The sequence below is a fragment of the Paenibacillus sp. AGC31 genome (assembly GCF_057334655.1).
The window spans coordinates 224,127-245,455 of sequence record NZ_JBHFJH010000050.1 but is presented as its reverse complement, the minus strand read 5'-3'; the positions used below and the strand labels follow the sequence as shown (position 1 = coordinate 245,455).

The window sequence follows — 21,329 nt, the reverse complement described above, 5'->3', positions numbered from 1 at the left end:
GCCCGGTACTTCCCGTTGCTCCGGTTTCCCCCGTCGCACCAGTTGCCCCGGTGCTCCCCGTTACGCCGGCTCCCGTGGCTCCCGTTATACCTGTCGCTCCGGTTTCCCCTGTGATACCAGTTACCCCGGTGCTTCCCGTTACGCCAACTCCCGTGGCTCCGGTTATACCTGTGGCTCCTGTTCCCCCAGTGATACCAGTTACCCCGGTGCTTCCCGTTATGCCGACTCCCGTGGCTCCGGTTATACCTGTGGCTCCTGTTTCACCTGTAGCTCCAGTAGTACCTGTTACGCTTAATCCCGTGGCTCCTGTGATCCCCGTCGCCCCAGTCAACCCTGTAACACCAGTCGCTCCTGTCTCACCAGTTGCCCCAGTTCCTCCAGTTCCTCCAGTTACTCCTGTTGATCCCGTTACGCTTAATCCTGTGGCTCCTGTAATTCCAGTTGCCCCGGTTAGCCCCGCAACACCAGTCGCTCCGGTTTCACCAGTACTTCCTGTAACTCCAATGCCGGTTGCTCCTGTCACACCTGTCGCTCCTGCTCCAGCGATCAACGTGTAATCTGGTGAAGTCCCCGGCGTTCCGGTTGGCGATGCCGCATTCGCAATATACGTACTGCCGTTGAACGTTACTACTTGACCCGCTGGATACGTTGGGGCTACGGCTGGATCGAATGGTACAATGCCACTCAAACCTACGCCTGTCGCTCCCGTTTCACCAGTTGCCCCGGTTCCTCCAGTTACTCCTGTTGATCCCGTTACGCTTAATCCTGTAGCTCCTGTAATTCCAGTTTCCCCGGTCAACCCTGTAAGACCAGTCGCTCCGGTTTCACCCGTACTTCCTGTAACTCCAACTCCAGTTGTACCGGTCACACCTGTCGCTCCTGCGCCCGCAAGCAACGTGTAATCCGGTGAAGTCCCCGGCGTTCCGGTTGGCGATGCCACATTTGCAATATACGTACTGCCGTTGAACGTTACGACTTGACCCGCTGGATACGTTGGGGCTACGGCTGGATCGAATGGTACAATGCCACTCAAACCTACGCCTGTCGCTCCCGTTTCACCAGTTGCCCCGGTTCCTCCAGTTACTCCTGTTGATCCCGTTACGCTTAATCCTGTAGCTCCTGTAATTCCAGTTTCCCCGGTCAACCCTGTAAGACCAGTCGCTCCGGTTTCACCCGTACTTCCTGTAACTCCAACTCCAGTTGTACCGGTCACACCTGTCGCTCCTGCGCCCGCAAGCAACGTGTAATCCGGTGAAGTCCCCGGCGTTCCGGTTGGCGATGCCACATTTGCAATATACGTACTGCCGTTGAACGTTACGACTTGACCCGCTGGATACGTTGGGGCTACGGCTGGATCGAATGGTACAATGCCACTCAAACCTACGCCTGTCGCTCCCGTTTCACCAGTTGCCCCGGTTCCTCCAGTCACTCCTGTTGATCCCGTTACGCTTAATCCTGTGGCTCCTGTAATTCCCGTCGCCCCAGTCAACCCTACAAGACCAGTCGCTCCTGTTTCACCAGTTGCCCCAGTTCCTCCAGTTACTCCTGTTACGCTTAATCCCGTGGCTCCTGTAATTCCCGTCGCCCCGGTTAACCCTGTAAGACCAGTCGCTCCTGTTTCACCAGTACTTCCCGTTACTCCAACTCCAGTTGCACCGGTCACACCTGTCGCTCCTGCGCCAGCAATCAACGTGTAATCCGGTGAAGTCCCCGGCGTTCCGGTTGGAGATGCCACATTTGCAATATACGTACTACCGTTAAACGTTACGACTTGACCTGCAGGATACGTTGGGGCCACGGCTGGATCGAATGGTACAATGCCACTCAAACCTACGCCTGTCGCTCCTGTTACGCCGGATGCTCCTGTTTCACCAGTACTTCCCGTTACTCCAACTCCAGTTGCACCGGTCACACCTGTCGCTCCTGCGCCAGCAATCAACGTGTAATCCGGTGAAGTCCCCGGCGTTCCGGTTGGAGATGCCACATTTGCAATATACGTACTACCGTTAAACGTTACGACTTGACCTGCAGGATACGTTGGGGCTACGGCTGGATCGAATGATACAATGCCACTCAAACCTACGCCTGTCGCTCCAGTTGCCCCGGTTCCTCCAGTTACTCCTGTTGATCCCGTTACGCTTAAACCCGTGGCTCCTGTAATTCCCGTCGCCCCAGTCAACCCTGTAAGACCAGACGCTCCTATAGCTCCGGTACTTCCCGTTACTCCAACTCCAGTTACTCCTGTAACTCCCGTTGCTCCTGCTCCAGCAAGCAACGTGTAATCCGGTGAAGTCCCAGGCGTTCCGGTTGGCGATGCCACATTTGCAATATACGTACTACCATTGAAAGTGACGACCTGACCCGCTGGATACGTTGGGGCTACGGCTGGATCAAATGGCACTAGGCCTGTCAATCCCGCCCCGGTTGTTCCCGTTACACCTGACGCACCTGTGGCTCCTGTAGGTCCTGCACCTGCAAGCAATGTATAGTCTGGCGAAGTACCTGGCGTACCCGTAGGAGAAGCCACAGTCGTTATATACGTACTGCCATTGAAGGTAACGACCTGACCTGCTGGGTACGTTGGAGCTACTGCAGGGTCAAACGGAACTGCACCATTGAGACCGATGCCCGTAGCTCCGGTCGCACCTGTAACTCCCGATCCTGCTAACAACGTATAATCTGGAGAACTTCCTGGCGTACCCGTTGGCGAAGCGAGATTTGTAATGTAAGTACTGCCACCAAACGTGACGATCTGTCCAGCTGGATATGTTGGGGCTAATGCGGGATCGAATGGCACGATGCCACTTAATCCTGCACCTGTGGCTCCAGTTACACCAGTCGCCCCCGCAGCAGCGATTAATGTGTAATCCGATGAAGATCCCGGTGTTCCTAGAGGACCAGCTACACTTGCAATGTAAGTACTACCATTATACGTAATGACTTGACCTGCTGGATAACCCGGGGCGAGCGCTGGATTAAATGCTACTGCTCCTGTCAAACCACCTCCGGTTGCTCCCGTTGCTCCAGTCGTTCCACCCGACAGCAAAAGAGTGTAGTCTGGAGAACTTCCGGGTGTACCCAAGGGACCGTTTACATTGGCAACATAAAGACTGCCATCGTAGCTTACTACTTGACCTTGAGCATAAGTTGGTCCCAGTGCAGGATCATATGCAGTAATATTGTTCAAGCCAACACCAGGTGCTCCTGCCGGACCCTGTGCTCCCTGTGGACCGACTGGGCCAACCGGCCCTACTGGTCCAATTCCTCCAGGTGTACCAGTAGCCCCTTTCACCCCAGGGACTCCCGGGACACCGGGTACCCCCGGAACTCCTGGCACTCCCTGTGGACCAGCTGGTCCGGTAATCCCTCCAGTTCCAAGAGTTGTCGTCGCCCGGCCTAATGATATGGAGATTGATCGAATTAATCCCACAAGTTTATCTTTTTCTGTAGGTGGTACTTCAAGAAGCAACGTCACACTTAACAAGTCATCCAGTAAGTTCTGCAAGTTACCTGCGAGATTAATAAGCGGAACAGGGACAATCTCTGAACCTGCAATCGTTAATTCCAATACAGCTTGTAATTCTGCCTTTACCCCCGCACGAAATCCAGATTGATTCACAAAAGTAAGTAACTGGCGTAATGCGTTCTGCAAAGACATTATATTGGCTGAAGTCGGCTGACTGATTGCAGCAGGAATAGCCACAGCCAAAGAACGCAGTATGGATTCAAACTCCTCCAGTTCTCTTGTAGTTATTGGAATAAACGGAGAGCCCGCTCTAAAAGATCTGCCGTCCAGAAAAGCTTTAATATTGACCCTTTTTCGATCATCGGACATGCTTATCTCAATCCTCCTCTATCTTGCTCGCTTTTCAAGCTTATGTAACATAGGAAGGAAAATTATCTTGGACACTCTTTTAAGTCAAAAAAAGATCATTCATGTTCCACGTTGAACAAGATTAAACGGTAGTCTTCAACAAAAAAACACCCTCCTTAAGAGGGTGTTTCCGCACTTTTTGTATGAAATTCAGGCTATTTCGATGAATCCAAAGGAAATTGCAAAATAAACTCTGTTCCTTCGCCAAGCACACTATTGACAGTAATCATGCCTTGATGCGCATCAACAATATTTTTCACAATCGCTAAACCAAGCCCCGTACCTACACTTTCTCCCCGAACACGAGCCTTGTCTGCTTTGTAGAATCGTTCAAAAATAAATGGCAAGTCGGATGAAGGGATACCTACACCCTGATCCTTCACAGAAACTCTGACAAATGGAGCACGAAGATAAGTGACCCTCTCGGCTGAGATCATTACATTTTTGCCAGTAGGTGTATGTCTGAACGCATTATCCAGCAAATTCGTAAATACTTGCTCAAGTCGATCCTCATCTGCCTGTTGAAGTTCAATAGTTGGTTGTTCGAACTTAAATTGCAGTTGAATTCCCTGTTCTTTTGAACGCACCGAGAACTTCCGATATACACGTTCAAGTAGCTCTCCGAGGTCAACTTCCTTCATCACCATGTCCGTGTGTCCAGCTTCCATCCGCGCAAGGTCAAGCAAGTCTTTAACCAGTCTGCCCATCCGCAAGGACTCATCATGAATGACTTGGATCAGTTCTTCGCTCTCTTCGGGTGAGGTTGCCATGCCGTCCAGAAGCGCTTCGCTGTAGCCTTGCATCATGGATAATGGGGTACGTATCTCATGAGATACGTTAGCCACGAAATCACGCCGCATTTTCTCCAGACGCACTTCTTCTGTTACATCTCTTAAGACAGCCACAGCCCCTCTGACAACACTGTCAGCATACAACGGTGCCATCTGAACAGACCAGACACCTTGCTGTACGTGAACATTGGAGTTCTGGTCCCCACCTTGCTCCATCACCATTCTGAACAAAGGAAGAAGGGGCTCAGGTACATCACGCGATGTCTTGTCAGACTGCTCGGATTCTTGTCCTTCGTCCATTTTTGCCCAATCGAGATCATACCATGTCTGCATGATCTTTTCTCCAGGCGGATTCGTCAGAATAACTTTGCCTTCACCATCAAATGTAACCACCGCATCGGTCATGCTGCGAAGCACACTCGCCAAATGTTCCTTCTCATGGTTAAGGTTTCGAATATTATCTTCTAGTTGGGCAGCCATATGATTAAATGTGTTGGCAAGTTCACCAATCTCATCACTCGTTACCAGGGAGAGACGTGTTCCGTAGTTCCCTTTGCGAATCGCATTGGCTGCCTGAATCAATTGCTGCATGGGTTGCGTTATTTTGGTGAATAGAAACAATGCAAAAAACGTGGTTAAACTGAATCCGATAATACAGATATAGGTGAACAAACGCTTAATATCTCTGGATTCGGATTCTGCAAAGTTTGTATCAATGTAGGGCAGCAAAAAAAGACCCAGCGCTATAAGTACACAACCCACAAGGCAGATAATAGTGATCCATAACTTCCCGACCAGTGATCTCCAGAAACTAAAACTACTTCGGTACTTCCAGTTTATAACCCACACCCCACACCGTCGTAATCATGGCCGCCGATTCAGGCGATACCTTGTTAAGTTTCTCGCGAAGGCGCTTCACGTGCGTATCCACGGTACGAAGATCGCCAAAGAATTCGTAATTCCATACATCTTTGAGCAATTCTTCTCTGGAGAAAACTTTGTCGGGAGATGTTGCCAGGTAGTGCAGCAATTCATATTCTTTTGGTGTAAGACTAATCTCTTCGCCACCAGCGGTTACCCGGTGGGCATCATGCTCAATAACCAGATGCGGGAACACGATGTTGTTACTCGAATTGCTCTCCTTGGAGAGATAAGCTGTCGCGGAAGATCGACGCAAAATCGCTTTGACGCGATAAATCACTTCACGCGGGCTGAATGGTTTTACAACATAATCATCAGCGCCAACTTCGAAGCCTTGAACCCGGTTAATCTCTTCACCTTTTGCAGTGAGCATCAAAACCGGCGTTGATTTCACCTGACGAAGACGGGTACACACTTCAACACCATCCATACCCGGCAACATCACATCAAGCAAAATCAGCCCGTAGTCCCCTGCTGTTGCTTTACGCAGCGCAGTTTCCCCATCCTCAGCTTCATCGATTTCATAACCTTCTTTTTCAAGATACATTTTCAAAAGCCTGCGGATTCTCTCTTCGTCATCCACGACCAGTATTCGATTCTCATGTTCAGCCATGCCTCTCCAGCCCCTTTGCAATAACTCCTCATCACTTCTATTATGTTCGATCTGGCGAACAATATTTGAATACCCTTCAATAAAAAGGTACGTTTGTGTTTCCCGCTTCTAAACTCAACCTTTGCAATACAAGTCTGTCCTAGTCAGCTCCAGCATAAGAATGTAATCCGGCAATTACCAGATTCACCCCAACTAGTGTAAACATGACGACCAGGAAGCCAAGAACTGCAAGCCATGCAGACTTCTGACCTTGCCAACCTCTGGATAAACGCAAATGCAGATACACACTATAATATAGCCACGTAATCAATGCCCACACCTCTTTGGGGTCCCAACCCCAAAAGCGACTCCAGGCAATTTGAGCCCAGATCATGGCAAAAATTAATGCTCCCAGCGTAAATATCGGAAAACCAATGGCAATCGCGCGATAACTTATCTCATCCAGATCATCGGCATCGATTCCATCCATCATTGGTTGTAACGCTTGTCCCAGTGGTCTGCGCACAAGAAGTCGTACAATTCCATACAGGATTAGACCTACAATAAGTGACCAAACCACCGTATTCAGCTTGCGCCCGGCATTTACCCCGTTCATCCAGGAAGGCGTCTCAAGTAAAGGTTTTTTCATGCCAAGAAACGGTGTCATGCTCTCCACTTCGCTATTATATGGTGCAAAAATCGGAGGCATGCGATAAATCACTTTCTCTATTGTACTATTTTCCTGTACCTCTGTGTCAATGCTGACCGTTTTCTGTACAAAAACCGCCTCGTAACCAGCTGTACGAAAGGCAAATACCGTTCCGATAAATCCGATGACTACAACGATCGTAACCAGGGTGAATTCAACCCATCCTCGTTGACGTCTTGAAGACTTGTCTTTACCACTGAAATCAACAGTACGGAGCAAATACATGAACCCTGCGGCAAAACCCACGGCGAAGAATGCTTCACCAAGCGCAGCCAATGTCACGTGAATTTTCAGCCAAATGGACTGAAGCGCCGGGATTAATGGTTGTACCTCCTGAGGAAATACAGCGGCGTACGCCATAATAATAATGGTAAGTGGTAAGGCAAACAAACCCAGTAATGACTTTCGGTATATGGCATATACAACAATAAATGCAACCATGATCATCATGGACAGAAAAGACATGAACTCATACATGTTACTGACCGGGATATGACCTGCCCCAGCCCATCGGGTTACAAAAAATACGATATGCGCCGCCAAGGCAACAGTCGAAGCGATAAAAGCTCTTTTACCCCAGCGATTCATATGGTCCAGAGGATCACGATTACTCCATTTTTTGCCCATGACCGCGACAGCATATAACAAGAATGCAGCACAATAGAGAAAGAAAGATACGATAAATGCGTCGCTGCTGAAATCCAATAATCTCATGCCTGGTTCCCCCCGTTATCCAACGACTTCTCTTCAACTTCCAGATTCATCTGTTTCAAAACGGCCGCAACTTCACGCCTGAAGCCAAACCAGTTTTTGTTGGTATGTCCACCCAAGGTGAGCTGTTTATCATCAAAACGAATCCAAATGCGGCGATGATGCCAATAAAAACCCATGACCAGACCCAACATAACAATACCGGCTCCTACCCACACAAAAGGCATTGCCTTATCCACTCTTATATTGAGATAACTTACGGACTGAATAATATCGACCTTGTCCATGCTGTCTACTTCCAGCTGTAAAGGAATATCAGCTCCAATCAGCTGTTGGTTAATCGCATCCTGTTGAAACCGTTGTTTATCAATCTGCTTCGCAAAGTACAGATATTGTATCCCCTCTTCGGGCAGATCCGGTCCCTTGATGAGAAAGAGAAAAGCAGGTGCATTAGGTGAAGGCGATTTTGATTTGGGCTGACCATTCTCATCCAATCCAAAGTCCATAAACTTTTCTTTTACCGTAAGCTTATAAGGACCAGCTTCAAATGTTCTTTGGGTATCTACCATATCGATCTTGAGTGCCCCGTATACTTCACCCGTCTTTGTATTGACCAGATCAGGTGTTACGGACCGAATGGTGGGTGTTAGATCATAATCAAACTGATATGCTTTCAGACCGTTATAATTCAATGGATGATTCACGCGTACATCATGTCTGGCCACCTCAGCTAACTGAGGTTTCTTCGAGAGATCCGAACAATCTGCTGTACATTCATACAAAACAACTTTTGTTTCGAACAGTTTCGGAACGGTTTTATTGAGGTTACGGAATTGCTCAGGTACTTCTTCCTCACTGTAGAATTCAACATTAAACTTTTCATTTTGGAGATACATCGACGTATTCGGGATCTTTTTGATCTCACCTTCAGGAAAAGCGACATGCTCGTCCAGATTCAGACCTGGAAGCCCTCGTGCGAGCACCGCCAGCAGAAATATAATGAGTCCAATATGGATGACATATGGGCCCCATCGACTGAATCGCTGTTTCTCTGCGAGTAATGCATCACCCTGGGTGTGCACGCGGTATCCTTTCTTTTTCAGTGGCGTAACCGCTTTCTTAATCCAGTCTTCTGGTGCCTCTTCGATGGTACCTTGGTACACGAGACGCTGTCTTGTCAAAAATTGCGTATGCTTACGTATTCTTTGTTTATTCAGTGCTTTGTAGAGCGGCAGGACGCGATCCAGACTGCATATCACCAATGATGCCCCAATCAGCACCAGCAGTAGAATAAACCACCAGGATTCGTATGTATGGGATAAACCCAACAGATAATAGATATGTCCCAACTGACCGTATGTTTCTTTGTAGTACACGGAAGGATCGATATTCAGAAATGTACTTTCTTGCGGATAGATTGTACCAAGCATAGAACCTACAAGCGTAAAAACAATCATATAGACGGCAATTTTAACGGAAGAAAAAAAGTTCCATATGCGGTCAATGATGTTGGGATTACTACGCTGTGAACGGCGCGCCATGCCATCATAACGCATTTCCAACACTTCATCCGATTTAGCTTCAGACTCCAGCAGCGGTTTCCCACATGCTTCACATAGTACAGTGCCTACCGGATTCTGGTGTCCGCACTCACATTTGGTATTTTGGAACACGAATAGACCTCCTGTCAGGGCTGCTTCGCCAGTTGCGAAATTTGAGCGTCAAGTGTGTCCAAATCAAGTTGACCGATATGAATGGTAGAGATTTTGCCCGTGTCGGATACAAAGAATGTCGTTGGCATCGGAGAGATCCCAAAATCACGAACCGAGTTTTTCTCCCGATCAAGCATGATTGGAAACGTAACCCCAACCTGCCGAACAAAATTATCCACGGTCATCTGGTCTTCTCCAACATTAATCCCGACAAATTGCACTCCCTGTTCCTTCCATTTGTCAGCTTGCGCCTGAAGTGCAGGCATTTCTTTAACACAAGGTTCACACCATGTGCCCCAGAAATTGATCACCATCGCTTTTCCTTTGTACTCATCAGACGTATGAACTTGACCATCCAGGCCCAGCAGTTCAAAAGAAGGAGACTTGTCCCCTTCCTTTGGCTTGCCATTCGAGCCGGATACCGATGTCGTAATCGCATATCCGCCCAACACCAGGATCAATAACAAAATGACGATTTGCACCGTTCTTCTTGATTTCCCCATGTGCTGCTCCCCTTTTAAGTGACTGTAGCATTCGCATCTTATTGGTCTAAGACAACTGTGAACATCCTATGAACAATTATAGCGAATTTCGTCACAAAACTGCGGCGGTTTTATGAAAATTATGTGTCCTCACATTACCTTTTTTTCATTTTTTTGGCTGGTTCTGATTGTGCGAGGGTAATTAGGTTGTTAACTTCTTCTTTGGTCAGATGACGTGTCAGACCACGTTTCAGGTTTTGTAGCAAAATACCACCAAACGAAATCCGTTTCAGACGGGTTACCGGATGGTTGATTGCCTCGAACATACGTCTAACCTGACGGTTACGTCCTTCATAGATCGTAATGGAAATGACCGACTCATTGGCCGCTGTATCCACATCTTTGTACTCTACCTCTGCAGGAGCAGTCATGCCGTCATCAAGCATAATGCCTGTCTTTAATTTCTCCAGAGCTGTACCATGCGGCACACCTTTAACCGTTGCATGATACGTTTTGGGTACGTGATGCTTCGGATGCGTCAGCAAATGTGCAAACTCACCATCATTGGTAAGGATCAATAAGCCCTCTGTGTCATAATCCAGACGACCTACAGGATATACACGTTCCTTGACACCTTTCAGGTAGTCGGATACAATTTTTCGACCTTCCGGGTCAGATGCACTTGTGATTACGCCTTTTGGCTTGTTTAACATCAAGTACACTTTTTTCTCACTGCGGATCGGTTTTCCATTAACCGTAATCATATCCTCTTCGGGGTTCGCTTTTGTACCCAGTTCGGTTACGACCTCCCCGTTAACTTCTACTTTGCCGGACAGGATTAGTTCCTCGCTCTTGCGGCGGGATGCAATGCCTGCCTGTGCGATAATTTTTTGTAATCTTTCCATGTTTGTCATGTCACCTCACACTAATGATACCCATCACGCAAGGAAATCACAAGGATAATCCAAGGATTTTGTAAACTGGCGACACGAATATGCATTTTAGGCTACCTTCCCCTTTGAGGTTGACGCAAAAAAAGCCTGCCTTTACACGACCTGTTGAACACAGATGGCGTAAAGATAGACCTTTTTCTCAAATCATTTAATTGGAAACTTTGCCGGCAACTGCAACCTGTTTTTTGGCAGGTTTAGTACTCTCTTTAATGAAAGTCTGCAATGTTTTGGAAGTAATATAATAAGTACGTCCACCGTACACAAATGTCATCATACCAATGACCCGGTTGTTCTGATCCATAACAGGGCCACCTGAATTACCTTGGGCCATGGATTTCACAATACTGCCGATTCCCTTTTTACCTGGAACGTCCGAAGCTTGAGAACTGAACACTCTGCTTTTGGCTATCGTATTGTAGGTTGAAGGAAAATCTTCATCCAGGATGACAAGATCACCAGCAGGATTTTTGGGAAATCCAATCGTATAGACAACCTGGTTATCCCTTGCATTAGCAAATGTGACCGGTTGGGCATCTATTTCCTTGTCCAGCTTCAGCAGTGCCATGTCTGTGACCGGATCTGTCTTAATAATTTTCGCCTTTATAGGTTTACTAAGGGAACCCGGGCTTGCAACAGTCAGTGTACCTTCATCACCATCAGACAGTTCAGCAAAACTCTGAACGACATGATAATTCGTGAGCACTTCATCCTTTGAGATCAATATTGAGGTACCAACATCATAATATACCATATCGGGTTCATCCTGCTTGACCAAACGTACATTCACGACTGGAAAAGAATCCGCTGTGACTGCCATTTGTGCACGCAGCTGTTTGTCGAAGTAACCTGTAAAATGTATCGTCTGAACGGCTTGAGCTGCCGCCAACCCCGTTGACCCCGCGAGCATTGCAACAGCAAGCACGCCTGACATTCCGACACGGAGCATTCGTTTCCAACTCTTCTGCATGTCTCACTCTCCTCCGCTATTATTCTAGCATATCTAATATATCGGAAGGAAAGGAGATATCTTTTAACCAAAAACGAGCAAACAAATGGCGAGGGCAGCAATAAAACCAACGACATCGGAAAACAACCCTACTTTGAGTGCATACCGACCGTTCCTTATGCCTACAGCTCCAAAATAAACAGTCAGCACATATAACGTGGTGTCTGTACTTCCCTGAATCGTAGATGCCATACGTCCAATCATGGAGTCAGGGCCATGGGTTTTGATCAGATCGGTTGTAAACGCCAGAGAGCCTGTCCCCGTTAAAGGACGAAGTATTCCGAGTGGCAACACTTCCCCTGGAACACCCATCCATGACACCAGTGGAGCGAACAGACTAATCAAAAAATCCAGTGCACCCGAGGCACGAAATACGCTGATTGCGACCATCATGCCCACGAGATGCGGAATAATACTAATTGCAGTAGAGAATCCATCCTTGGCCCCATCAACAAAGGATTCGTAAACCGGGACCTTTTTGGTAAACGCATATAATGGAACAAACGCGATAATAACCGGGATGGCCCAGACGGAGATCCAGTTGATGAAGGTTAACAAAGTTACTCATCCTTTCATGCCGGAATTGCCACTTTTCTGTATGCGCGGCGGTTTGTGTAATGCCCTGTTCCGATACCAGCGATCGGCGATTATAGCAGCAAGTGTAGCGATAATGGTAGCCATCAATGTTGTTCCCACAATCTCTGTAGCATTGGCGGAATGATAGTTTAAGCGGATGGCGATCAGCGTTGTCGGAATAATGGTAATACTAGCCGTATTCAGAGCCAGTAAGGTGCACATGGCAGGAGACGCTGTTTGTTTGTCCGGATTAAGCTCCTGCAGCTGTTGCATGGCTTTGATTCCCATCGGAGTAGCCGCATTTCCTAGCCCCAGCAGATTGGCACTCATATTAGAGAGAATATAACCCATCGCCGGATGATTTTTGGGCACATCGGGGAACAGGAAGCCAACAACCGGACCGAGCAGCTTGGCAATCCGGGCCAGGAGACCCGCATCTTCAGCCATTTTCATCATGCCCATCCAGAACACTAGCACACTAATCAGTCCAAAACAGACCGTGACTCCCGTTGCCGCCCCATCAAAAGCAGCTTGCGTGACCACTTCGATATTGCCGTTGACGGCTGCAAAAGCAAATCCGATTAAAATCATGAGCAGCCAAATTAAATTAATCACAGATTATATCCTCCCTTCAATGGCGATTTAGCTAAGGAGACAATAGATGGCTTAACACGGCACGCCATGCAGCTGCCCAGGAAGAGACATCACCGACTCCACCCAGTGTTGCATCTTCTGTCTTCGGTTCAGGAGGAATATAACTGCCTTTGCGATACACGGGAATTGAGCCAACAAGTTTGCCATCAAGCTGCATATCAATGCGACCTGCCAATCCGAACGAAGGATCTGTCGATTGTTCCTTGCCTTCCGTTTCCGACTGTCCTCGATTTTCGTGTAGTATCAATTTCTTGGTCAATGAGCCTTGTTCACTCTTAGCCAGTGGGTACCAGAATCCCCGGCCCGTAACGACATCCGTATTTTGCACAGGCTGTTCTTGCTTGGCGACCTCTACCAATGGGAAGTATTCAAACCCGAAATCTAGCATCCGAGCATGATCGTTCCAATCGTTTCCGTCGTTCAGCGTTACCGCGGCGAGCTGCTGTCCATTACGTGTAGCGGAGCTGACCAAACATCTGAAAGCTTTTTTTGTGTAGCCGGTCTTCACTCCATCCGCACCTTCATACATCCGCAGCATTTTATTTTTATTGTGCCAAGAGTATTCCCAGCTTTCATTGGGGTTCGGTGCGGATTTGTCCTCCGTGGCTACGATGCGTTTGAACACCGGATTGTGCAAGGCATATGCCGTTAATCGGGCCAAGTCATTGGCTGTAGAATAGTGACCTTCTGCATCCAGTCCATGAGGGTTCATAAAATGGGAATGCGTCAGACCGATTTGCTCCGCCTTTTTGTTCATTAACAGGACAAAGCCTTCTTCCGATCCACCTACATGTTCCGCTATTGCAGAGGCCGCGTCATTGCCTGAACGGAGCATTAGCCCGTACAACATGTTCTCCAGCGTCATCTCTTCACCTAACTTGAGATAGAGAGATGATCCTTCTTTGGCAAAAGCAGTGGGCGTCACTTTAACTTTTTCATCCAGCTTGCTGTGTTCAATCGCAACGATCGCTGTCATGATTTTGGTCAAACTGGCAATTCGCAGTTCCTTATCCCCATCTTTGCTGTATAAGATCCGGCCTGATGTCACATCAATGAGAGCAGCGCTTTGCGCATGTGTAGACGGACCTTGAATCGTTGCCTGGGCTTGAGTTGCCCCTAATGAAGACAGCAAGAAGACAGGGATAAGCATGCATGCAATGACTTTCGTTATTTTTCGCATCAATTCATTCCTCCGGGTCACTTGGAATCTTGTACTATCTTATGTTCGGACAACTTGGAGTATGTCCCATAGGGCAAAAACAGCAAAAATCCCTCACGCTTGGATGCGGGAGGGATCATGACGAAATGATTCAGCTATACGTTGATGGATCTGGTGTAACCGGTACATCTGATGTATTCGTTTGTGTTGTATTACGTTGGAACATGCCCTGGATTCGGTCAAGAACATAAGGGGTAGAGTCAATGAGCTTCTCAAACAAATGCGTGGAGTTATCGAGTGGTACAATGTGTACCCCTTGTTTACCAACGACAAGAAATGCGATTGGGCGGATGGAAACTCCACCACCACTACCTCCACCAAAAGGTGAAGATACAGAGGCATGCTCTGTCTTAGCTCCTGTCGTGGAACCAGTCTCCTTGTTCTTTTCATCATTCACGCGAAAATCGCTACCACCTGCTGCAAATCCGAAACCCACTTTACTGATCGGCAGAATGACTGTACCGTCAGGTGTTTCAACTGCATCGCCAACGATAGTATTGACATCCACCATGGCCTTGATATTTTCCATTGCAGTTTCCATTAAGCCTTGAATTGGATGATCTGACATCTGAATTCCCTCCAGTTTCAATGTAAGCTAGGTTTGATCTAACCATATGATCCCCAAACTCCAGGGGACTTATGTAACAAATGCATTTTATCCATATCCTGCGATTTCTCAGTCTCATCTGGGCTAAAATGTGTAACGAGTGTTCTGCACATCACTGTACCCATCAGAAACTGCCAGTCCAAATTGAGAAAACATGAACGAATAACACATCGCTATCTTCAAAGAGTTACGGTTTTTCCCCTTCGAGCTTTTGTTTCTCCTTGTGTTTACGACGCTGCTCTCGCAGTAGCTTGAACCACATCCGCCATCCGCCTTCGACTTGTAACACTCGGGTTAATAACCTTATTCCTGCAACCATAATGGCTGTAATCCGGATCTTCAATCGGAATTCAAGTTCCGTCCGGAACTCCATCTCATCTGACCATACCGGTATAACTTCAAGCATTGGCGTCTTTTCAAACTTAACCTGATAGGTCAGAAAACCAATGATAATGGACTTGATTCCCCATACCCAACCCGTAAGGACAGCCGTATACGCTGCATCACCAACCCCGATGTGGGTAGCCCAGGACAGTTGAGTCATATGTACGCGTGTGAGTGTTTGCTTAAGCCACAGCTTGAGCGCGTCCGTTGCCCTAAGCATGATTTTCACATCTTTAGCCCACTTCTTGACTTTGCGTTTGTTGACTCTCTCGCTTCCCTGGACCTCCCCTCTCGAATGATTCATGGATTGTTCGGTCTTGACCAGAAAACCTTCCTTCATATTGCGAAAAACAATACTCGGGATCTCATAGTTAATCCGCACAATTCCATAGAGAAGACGAACATTAATATTGGCGTAATCATCACTTTTATGTTTACTGAATGTAAAATGTACATGAACATTTGAGATGAGGACTGCGGCAATCAGCAATGCGAACAACAAACCGATTCCTCCAAGCCAAATCCACACAGGCCTTACCTCCAAGCCCTCAATTCTTTTTCTCGTCTAGTATGGCACTTTGAATAGGAAAAAATTCACGTCTGACCTAAAAATCCCATTTCATATTTATTTGGAAACTGTTTTATTACCATTTATCTAAAACATTGCACAAAAAAACCGACTCCACTAATGGTGTCGGTTAATATAACATTTCAAATTAGAGTGAAGAATCCGTGCTATCATCTTCGCTGTTGATATGACTTAGATCATCCGCCGGATCAGCACTTTCCGGTTCCAGTTGTTGCAGATCCAGTTTGTTGAATAAGAGTTGTGTCTCTTCCTCCAGGTTCTCCGAATCTTCGAACAAGCCTGGTTCCGGTAGGTCTTTAATTGAAGCCAATCCGAAATAATCAAGGAATGACTTGGTCGTTCCGTACAGAATTGGTCGTCCAATCGCCTCGGCTCGTCCCACTTCAATTATCAAATCCTTATTCACGAGCGTATGAATGGCCCGCTCCGATTTTACACCGCGGATTTCCTCAATCTCTACCCGTGTAATGGGCTGCCGGTACGCTACAATAGCCAGCGTCTCCAGAGCCGCTTGGGATAAGGATGTTCGTGCTGGAGAGTACGCCAGTTTCTCAAAATACACAGCATGCTCAGGCAAGGTGCCCAACTGAACTACACCAGCGATCTTGAGAATCTGTACACCTCTTCCCTGCTGTGAAAATTCATGAATCATCTCCTCAATCGAGTCCGTTACAAGCTCCACTCGCTGGTCGACGATCTCGGCGATTTGTTTGATACTCAGACCTTCTTCTCCGGACAAAAACAGCAGGCCTTCAATAATCGATTTCAATTTCGGAAAATCCATGATTCTTTGTTTCCCCTCTCCACTCCATAACGATATCCTCAAACATCCGTTCCTGATAACAGACAATCTGCTTCATCTTCATCAGTTCCAGCACCGCCAGAAAAGTGACAACAATCTCATGGCGATAGATATGCTCATCCATCAACTTGGAGAATAACAGTCTGCCTCCCGGCCCCATACTTTCCAAAGCGCCGATGACATCCCGTATCCGGTCCTTAACCGAAATCTCATCCCGTTTGATTCGGGTTACAGTTGTACGCTTCTCAGCCTTGCGTAGCGCCTTCTGGAATGCTGCAATCAGATCAGAGGTGTGTAAACCCTCAACCGGGTTCGATTGGGCTTCTACGGGCATATAGGGGCGCAAATCCTCGGGCTCTTTGGAAAATATAAGGCTGCGTTCCCACTCCCGTTCATGAAGATGACGTGCAATTCCCTTGTACTTGCGATATTCTATCAGACGTGCAATCAGCTCTGCACGTGGATCATAATCTTCTTCTTCCATATAATCATAATCCTCGAAATCCTCAATGACCGGTGGTTTGGGCAATAAAAGTTTGCTCTTGATCGACAGCAATGTTGCTGCCATGACCAGAAATTCACTCGTAATATCCAGTTCCAGTTCCTGCATCGAATGCAGGTACGCCATGTATTGATCGGTAATATCGCTGATGGGAATATCCTGGATATGAATTTCAGCCTTATCAATCAGATGAAGCAGCAGATCCAAAGGCCCTTCAAAAGTCTCCAGTTTGTATGTAACTACCGTCACTAGACGAATCCTCCCGCCAGAAAAATACAAAACCCTGCTAAGCCGTCCGAATCCGGTTTCCCGTGTTCGTCTGCGCAAAGCAGGGCACTACTATTAAATAAGCACTATTTTAGCTGTTTCGTCAAGTTTGCCATCTCAATTGCCGCCGTAGCCGCATCCCAACCTTTGTTACCCGCCTTGGTTCCGGCACGTTCAATCGCTTGTTCAATATTTTCTGTTGTAACCAGTCCAAAGATTGTAGGCACGCCTGTTTTCAGGTTGATTGCCGCTACCCCTTTAGCCATCTCGTTGCACACATAATCGTAATGTGTAGTTGATCCACGAATGACAGTTCCCAGCGTAATCACCGCATCATACTTGCCACTCTCCGCCATTTTCTGCGCTATTAAAGGGATTTCGAACGCACCTGGGACCCAGGCTACATCCACTTCCTCATCCTTCACGCCGTGACGTTTGAATGCATCGAGCGCTGCGCTAAGCAATTTGCTCGTGATGAATTCGTTGAAACGTCCAACAACAACTCCATATCTTAATCCTTCTGATACTAAATGTCCTTCAAAAAATTGTGCCATTCATGTCATCTCCCTAACGGTATAATGTAATGTAAGTAACGGAAATCCCTAATTAATCTCTTCCATAAATTACATGGTGAACGTTATTCACCTAAAATTATTTACTCTTCGTTCTGCTCGATATCATCAAACTTGAGCATATGCCCCAACTTGGCTTGCTTGGTGTGAAGATACACCGTATTGTCCTCGTTCTCCTCCATCTGGATCGCGACACGCTCTACCACTTCAAGTCCATATCCTTCAAGGCCTTTAATTTTACGAGGGTTGTTAGTTAACAGTCTGATCTGACGAACTCCAAGGTCTTTTAGAATTTGAGCGCCAATTCCGTAATCACGCAAGTCGGCAGCAAAACCCAAACTCAGGTTTGCGTCAACAGTATCCATACCTTCCTCTTGCAGCTTATAGGCTTTGAGCTTGTTAATCAGCCCAATCCCCCGACCTTCCTGTCTCATATATAACAGTACGCCATTGCCTTCCTCGTGAATCTGTTTGAGTGCCGCATCAAACTGCGGACCACAGTCACAACGATGCGAATGGAATACATCACCTGTCAAACATTCAGAGTGCACACGTACAAGCACAGGTTTCGAACCATCAATTTCTCCTTTGACCAAAGCCACATGTTCCTTATTGTCCACAGCATTTGTATAAGCCACCGCTTGAAACTCACCAAAGTCTGTTGGCATACGCACAGCCACTTCACGTTGAACCAGCTGTTCTTTTTCGTTACGGTAACGAATCATGTCCTGAATACTGATCAGCTTCAGATCATGTTTGCGGGCAATCTCCTGCAGATCCGGAAGTCTGGCCATTGTGCCATCTTCCTTAATCACTTCACAGATAACGCCAGCAGGGTAGGAACCACACATGATAGCAAGATCTACTGCAGCTTCCGTATGTCCGGCACGCCGAAGTACACCGCCGTCTTTTGCAATCAACGGGAACATGTGACCAGGCTTACGGAAGTCCCCGGCTTTCGCCTCAGGATCAATCAGACCTTTCACAGTAATAGAACGTTCATGTGCCGAAATACCTGTTGTCGTATCTTTGTGGTCCACAGAAACGGTGAAAGCTGTTCCATGGAAATCCGTATTTTGTTGAACCATCGGTTTCAGGTTAAGTTCGTCCGCACGTTGTTGTGTAATCGGAACACAGACCAGACCTCTACCTTCAGTAATCATGAAATTAATGACTTCAGGTGTCGCCTTTTCGGCCAAAGCGATAAAATCGCCTTCATTCTCCCGATCTTCATCATCCACAACAATGACGGGTTTACCACGCATGAGATCATATATGGCTTCTTCTATTGTGTCCAGAATGGATTGTTCTGACATTGGTCCACCTCCAGTTAATTTCTGTTCTCTATTTATACAAATCCGTGATTGGAGAGAAAATCTTCACTGATACTGCGCGGCTTGCCAGCATCTGTCTCCCGATGTCCTCTTCCATACTGGAGCAGATGATCCACATATTTGCCCAAAATATCGCATTCGATATTAATGGTATCCCCTGTCTTTTTCACATTTAGTACAGTTTCACCAATGGTATGCGGGATAATGGAAACCGTGAATGCGGTATCCGATGTATGGACAACGGTCAAGCTAATGCCATCCAGTGTAACCGATCCTTTGGGGATCAGATATTTGAACAACTGGTGATCATCAGGCTTGATCTCAAACACAATTGCATTCTGATCACGTGTTATACTGCCAATCACTCCAGTACCATCGACATGACCCTGTACGATATGTCCGCCAAAACGACCGCCTGATTGCATGGCCCGCTCCAGATTAACTTTACTGCCTGATTGCAGCTGACTGAGATTGGTATGGCGATAGGTTTCAGGCATTACATCGGCGGTAAAACCTCCACCTTCGAGCGTTGTCGCAGTTAAGCACACGCCGTTCACTGCTACACTATCACCAATCTTCAGATCGTCCATGATGGCGGAAGCTCCGATATTCAGGACCATCGCTTCGCCTTTCCGACCAATACGCCGGATCTGACCGACTTCTTCCACCAAACCGGTAAACATGCTGCCGCCTCCCTTTTTCAAGTTATAAAAAACCTAACTTTCTACTTTCAAATCCATTTATTTATTCAGGCCACACCGGAATACCACCAATGCTGATATTATCTCCAACTTGTTCGATCTCCAACTGATTCAATTGAATCGCCTGATTCATACGTTCCACACCTTCGAAGCGGAAGCTTCCAGGTGTATCATAACCGCCTACAATCTTCGGAGCGATAAACATCAGCAGTCGATCGACCAACCTTGCCTCCAGCATGGCTCCATTCAAGGTACCTCCACCTTCAAGCAAAATTGAACCAATGTCACGCTCACCCAACTTGCTAAGTCCGTTTAACAGATCCACACGTGGTCCAGGACCACAGCGTATAATTTCGACGCCGTAGGCTTCCAAACGTTCAGCAGCTTCAGGACTGGCTTCGTCTGTTGTTAGCACCCATGTTGGAGCAAGACCATCCTTAACCATTTTGGCACCTACGGGAAGACGTAACTTTGAATCCACCACAATGCGCACCGGACTAATGCCTTCGACTTGCAAACGGGTTGTAAGTTCTGGATTATCGGCAATCACTGTGTCCACGCCAACCATAATTCCCTGGTGACGATGACGAAGGGCATGCACAATCTCACGAGCAGGCTCGTTCGAGATCCACTTGCTGTCTCCGCTGCGAGTAGCAATTTTCCCATCCAAAGTTGTAGCTGTCTTCAGTGTCACAAAAGGTAGACCCGTTGTAATAAATTTAATGAATTTTTCATTCATGCGTCTTCCACGCTCACGCAGTACGCCAACTTCAACTTCAATGCCTTGTTGACGAAGCATGCTTATGCCTCTGCCGGATACTTGCGGATTTGGATCTTCACAACATACCACAACACGTTTCACCTTTTCATGAATCAGGCGTTCACTACAAGGTGGCGTCTTGCCATAATGACTACAAGGCTCAAGTGTAACGTATACCGTACTTCCTTCTGCATCACTGCCTGCCATGTTAAGTGCATGCACCTCTGCATGACCGGTTCCACGTTTCAGATGGCTCCCCAGGCCTACAATACGACCTTCTTTCACAACTACACATCCAACGACCGGATTGATCCCCGTCTGTCCCTGTGCTCGTTCCGCCATATCCAATGCCAGTGCCATATAAAATTCATCATTGATCATTTCCAAATCCGTTCACCCCGCGGTTTAAAGTCTTGTTTATTAAAAAATCCCCGTCGAACAATCAGTTCGATGGGGATGATGAGAGACAAATGTCAACAGCAGGAGTGAAATGGATACAGCACGCCAACACTTTGCCCAAAACTTCATTTCGGGCAAGTGAAAATAGACACATACCTTAATGAACATCAATTACAGGTAAAGAGCTTTTATAGTGCGGCATATGTATGGAA

The 21,329-nt window shown here is 47.1% G+C and carries 19 protein-coding genes; all 19 read right to left on the bottom strand.

Features of this window, described 5'->3' with window-relative positions:
* Positions 1-3,835, bottom strand: a 3,835-nt coding sequence (locus ACE04G_RS31075; RefSeq protein ID WP_486095514.1) for a collagen-like repeat preface domain-containing protein, incomplete at its 3' end; no start/stop codon positions are given.
* 194 nt (positions 3,836-4,029) lie between these two features.
* Positions 4,030-5,514: an ATP-binding protein gene (locus tag ACE04G_RS31070; protein WP_486095512.1), complete on the bottom strand. Its 1,485-nt coding sequence runs from the start codon at positions 5,512-5,514 to the stop codon at positions 4,030-4,032.
* Positions 5,483-6,199: a response regulator transcription factor gene (locus ACE04G_RS31065; protein WP_017687664.1), complete on the bottom strand. Its 717-nt coding sequence runs from the start codon at positions 6,197-6,199 to the stop codon at positions 5,483-5,485. Before ACE04G_RS31065 ends, ACE04G_RS31070 begins: the two co-directional genes overlap by 32 nt.
* A 139-nt stretch (positions 6,200-6,338) precedes the next feature.
* Positions 6,339-7,601 carry a cytochrome c biogenesis protein CcsA gene (gene ccsA / locus ACE04G_RS31060; RefSeq protein WP_307410742.1) on the bottom strand — a complete coding sequence of 421 codons (1,263 nt, stop codon included), beginning with the start codon at positions 7,599-7,601 and terminating at the stop codon, positions 6,339-6,341.
* Complete coding sequence (gene resB / locus ACE04G_RS31055) at positions 7,598-9,271, bottom strand: cytochrome c biogenesis protein ResB (RefSeq protein ID WP_339304823.1); 1,674 nt, start codon at positions 9,269-9,271, stop codon at positions 7,598-7,600. Before resB ends, ccsA begins: the two co-directional genes overlap by 4 nt.
* A 14-nt stretch (positions 9,272-9,285) precedes the next feature.
* The gene (locus tag ACE04G_RS31050) at positions 9,286-9,813 is read right to left on the bottom strand and encodes a redoxin family protein (protein ID WP_221822071.1); all 528 of its coding nucleotides are present in this window, start codon (positions 9,811-9,813) and stop codon (positions 9,286-9,288) included.
* 134 nt (positions 9,814-9,947) lie between these two features.
* Positions 9,948-10,697 (bottom strand): pseudouridine synthase, encoded by a 750-nt coding sequence (locus ACE04G_RS31045; RefSeq protein ID WP_036607741.1) that lies wholly within the window; start codon positions 10,695-10,697, stop codon positions 9,948-9,950.
* Positions 10,698-10,893: 196 nt separating this feature from the next.
* Positions 10,894-11,712, bottom strand: a complete 819-nt coding sequence (locus tag ACE04G_RS31040; protein ID WP_449005417.1) for a S1 family peptidase — start codon at positions 11,710-11,712, stop codon at positions 10,894-10,896.
* 63 nt (positions 11,713-11,775) lie between these two features.
* Complete coding sequence (locus ACE04G_RS31035) at positions 11,776-12,309, bottom strand: spore maturation protein (protein WP_449005416.1); 534 nt, start codon at positions 12,307-12,309, stop codon at positions 11,776-11,778.
* Positions 12,310-12,315: 6 nt separating this feature from the next.
* Complete coding sequence (locus ACE04G_RS31030; RefSeq protein WP_449005415.1) at positions 12,316-12,942, bottom strand: nucleoside recognition domain-containing protein; 627 nt, start codon at positions 12,940-12,942, stop codon at positions 12,316-12,318.
* Positions 12,943-12,973: 31 nt separating this feature from the next.
* On the bottom strand, positions 12,974-14,161 hold the full coding sequence (locus ACE04G_RS31025) for a D-alanyl-D-alanine carboxypeptidase family protein (protein WP_449005414.1): 1,188 nt from the start codon (positions 14,159-14,161) through the stop codon (positions 12,974-12,976).
* Between the two features lie 130 nt (positions 14,162-14,291).
* On the bottom strand, positions 14,292-14,768 hold the full coding sequence (gene ytfJ, locus ACE04G_RS31020) for a GerW family sporulation protein (protein ID WP_221822074.1): 477 nt from the start codon (positions 14,766-14,768) through the stop codon (positions 14,292-14,294).
* A gap of 226 nt (positions 14,769-14,994) precedes the next feature.
* Positions 14,995-15,720: a DUF2953 domain-containing protein gene (locus tag ACE04G_RS31015; RefSeq protein WP_449005413.1), complete on the bottom strand. Its 726-nt coding sequence runs from the start codon at positions 15,718-15,720 to the stop codon at positions 14,995-14,997.
* Positions 15,721-15,907: 187 nt separating this feature from the next.
* Positions 15,908-16,564 carry an SMC-Scp complex subunit ScpB gene (scpB, locus tag ACE04G_RS31010; protein WP_449005412.1) on the bottom strand — a complete coding sequence of 219 codons (657 nt, stop codon included), beginning with the start codon at positions 16,562-16,564 and terminating at the stop codon, positions 15,908-15,910.
* Entirely contained in the window at positions 16,533-17,333 is an 801-nt protein-coding gene (locus ACE04G_RS31005; RefSeq protein ID WP_036672308.1) for a segregation and condensation protein A, read from the bottom strand. The genes scpB and ACE04G_RS31005 overlap by 32 nt, the downstream gene beginning before the upstream one ends.
* 104 nt (positions 17,334-17,437) lie before the next feature.
* Positions 17,438-17,905 carry a 6,7-dimethyl-8-ribityllumazine synthase gene (gene ribH, locus ACE04G_RS31000; RefSeq protein WP_076215868.1) on the bottom strand — a complete coding sequence of 156 codons (468 nt, stop codon included), beginning with the start codon at positions 17,903-17,905 and terminating at the stop codon, positions 17,438-17,440.
* Between the two features lie 101 nt (positions 17,906-18,006).
* The gene (locus tag ACE04G_RS30995; protein ID WP_076215865.1) at positions 18,007-19,239 is read right to left on the bottom strand and encodes a bifunctional 3,4-dihydroxy-2-butanone-4-phosphate synthase/GTP cyclohydrolase II; all 1,233 of its coding nucleotides are present in this window, start codon (positions 19,237-19,239) and stop codon (positions 18,007-18,009) included.
* A 32-nt stretch (positions 19,240-19,271) separates the two neighbouring features.
* Positions 19,272-19,940, bottom strand: coding sequence for a riboflavin synthase (ribE, locus tag ACE04G_RS30990; protein ID WP_237174652.1), 669 nt, complete (start codon positions 19,938-19,940; stop codon positions 19,272-19,274).
* Positions 19,941-20,001: 61 nt separating this feature from the next.
* The gene (gene ribD / locus ACE04G_RS30985) at positions 20,002-21,105 is read right to left on the bottom strand and encodes a bifunctional diaminohydroxyphosphoribosylaminopyrimidine deaminase/5-amino-6-(5-phosphoribosylamino)uracil reductase RibD (RefSeq protein ID WP_036607842.1); all 1,104 of its coding nucleotides are present in this window, start codon (positions 21,103-21,105) and stop codon (positions 20,002-20,004) included.
* Positions 21,106-21,329: the final 224 nt, after the last annotated feature.

What these genes read in the sequence shown, in the direction of transcription:
- ACE04G_RS31065 (WP_017687664.1), bottom strand. Translation starts at nt 6,199, where the DNA reads ATGGCTGAACATGAGAATCGAATACTGGTCGTGGATGACGAAGAGAGA.
- ccsA (WP_307410742.1), bottom strand. Translation starts at nt 7,601, where the DNA reads ATGAGATTATTGGATTTCAGCAGCGACGCATTTATCGTATCTTTCTTT.
- ACE04G_RS31050 (WP_221822071.1), bottom strand. Translation starts at nt 9,813, where the DNA reads ATGGGGAAATCAAGAAGAACGGTGCAAATCGTCATTTTGTTATTGATC.
- ACE04G_RS31045 (WP_036607741.1), bottom strand. Translation starts at nt 10,697, where the DNA reads ATGGAAAGATTACAAAAAATTATCGCACAGGCAGGCATTGCATCCCGC.
- ACE04G_RS31040 (WP_449005417.1), bottom strand. Translation starts at nt 11,712, where the DNA reads ATGCAGAAGAGTTGGAAACGAATGCTCCGTGTCGGAATGTCAGGCGTG.
- ACE04G_RS31025 (WP_449005414.1), bottom strand. Translation starts at nt 14,161, where the DNA reads ATGCGAAAAATAACGAAAGTCATTGCATGCATGCTTATCCCTGTCTTC.
- ytfJ (WP_221822074.1), bottom strand. Translation starts at nt 14,768, where the DNA reads ATGTCAGATCATCCAATTCAAGGCTTAATGGAAACTGCAATGGAAAAT.
- scpB (WP_449005412.1), bottom strand. Translation starts at nt 16,564, where the DNA reads ATGGATTTTCCGAAATTGAAATCGATTATTGAAGGCCTGCTGTTTTTG.
- ribH (WP_076215868.1), bottom strand. Translation starts at nt 17,905, where the DNA reads ATGGCACAATTTTTTGAAGGACATTTAGTATCAGAAGGATTAAGATAT.
- ACE04G_RS30995 (WP_076215865.1), bottom strand. Translation starts at nt 19,239, where the DNA reads ATGTCAGAACAATCCATTCTGGACACAATAGAAGAAGCCATATATGAT.
- ribE (WP_237174652.1), bottom strand. Translation starts at nt 19,940, where the DNA reads ATGTTTACCGGTTTGGTGGAAGAAGTCGGTCAGATCCGGCGTATTGGT.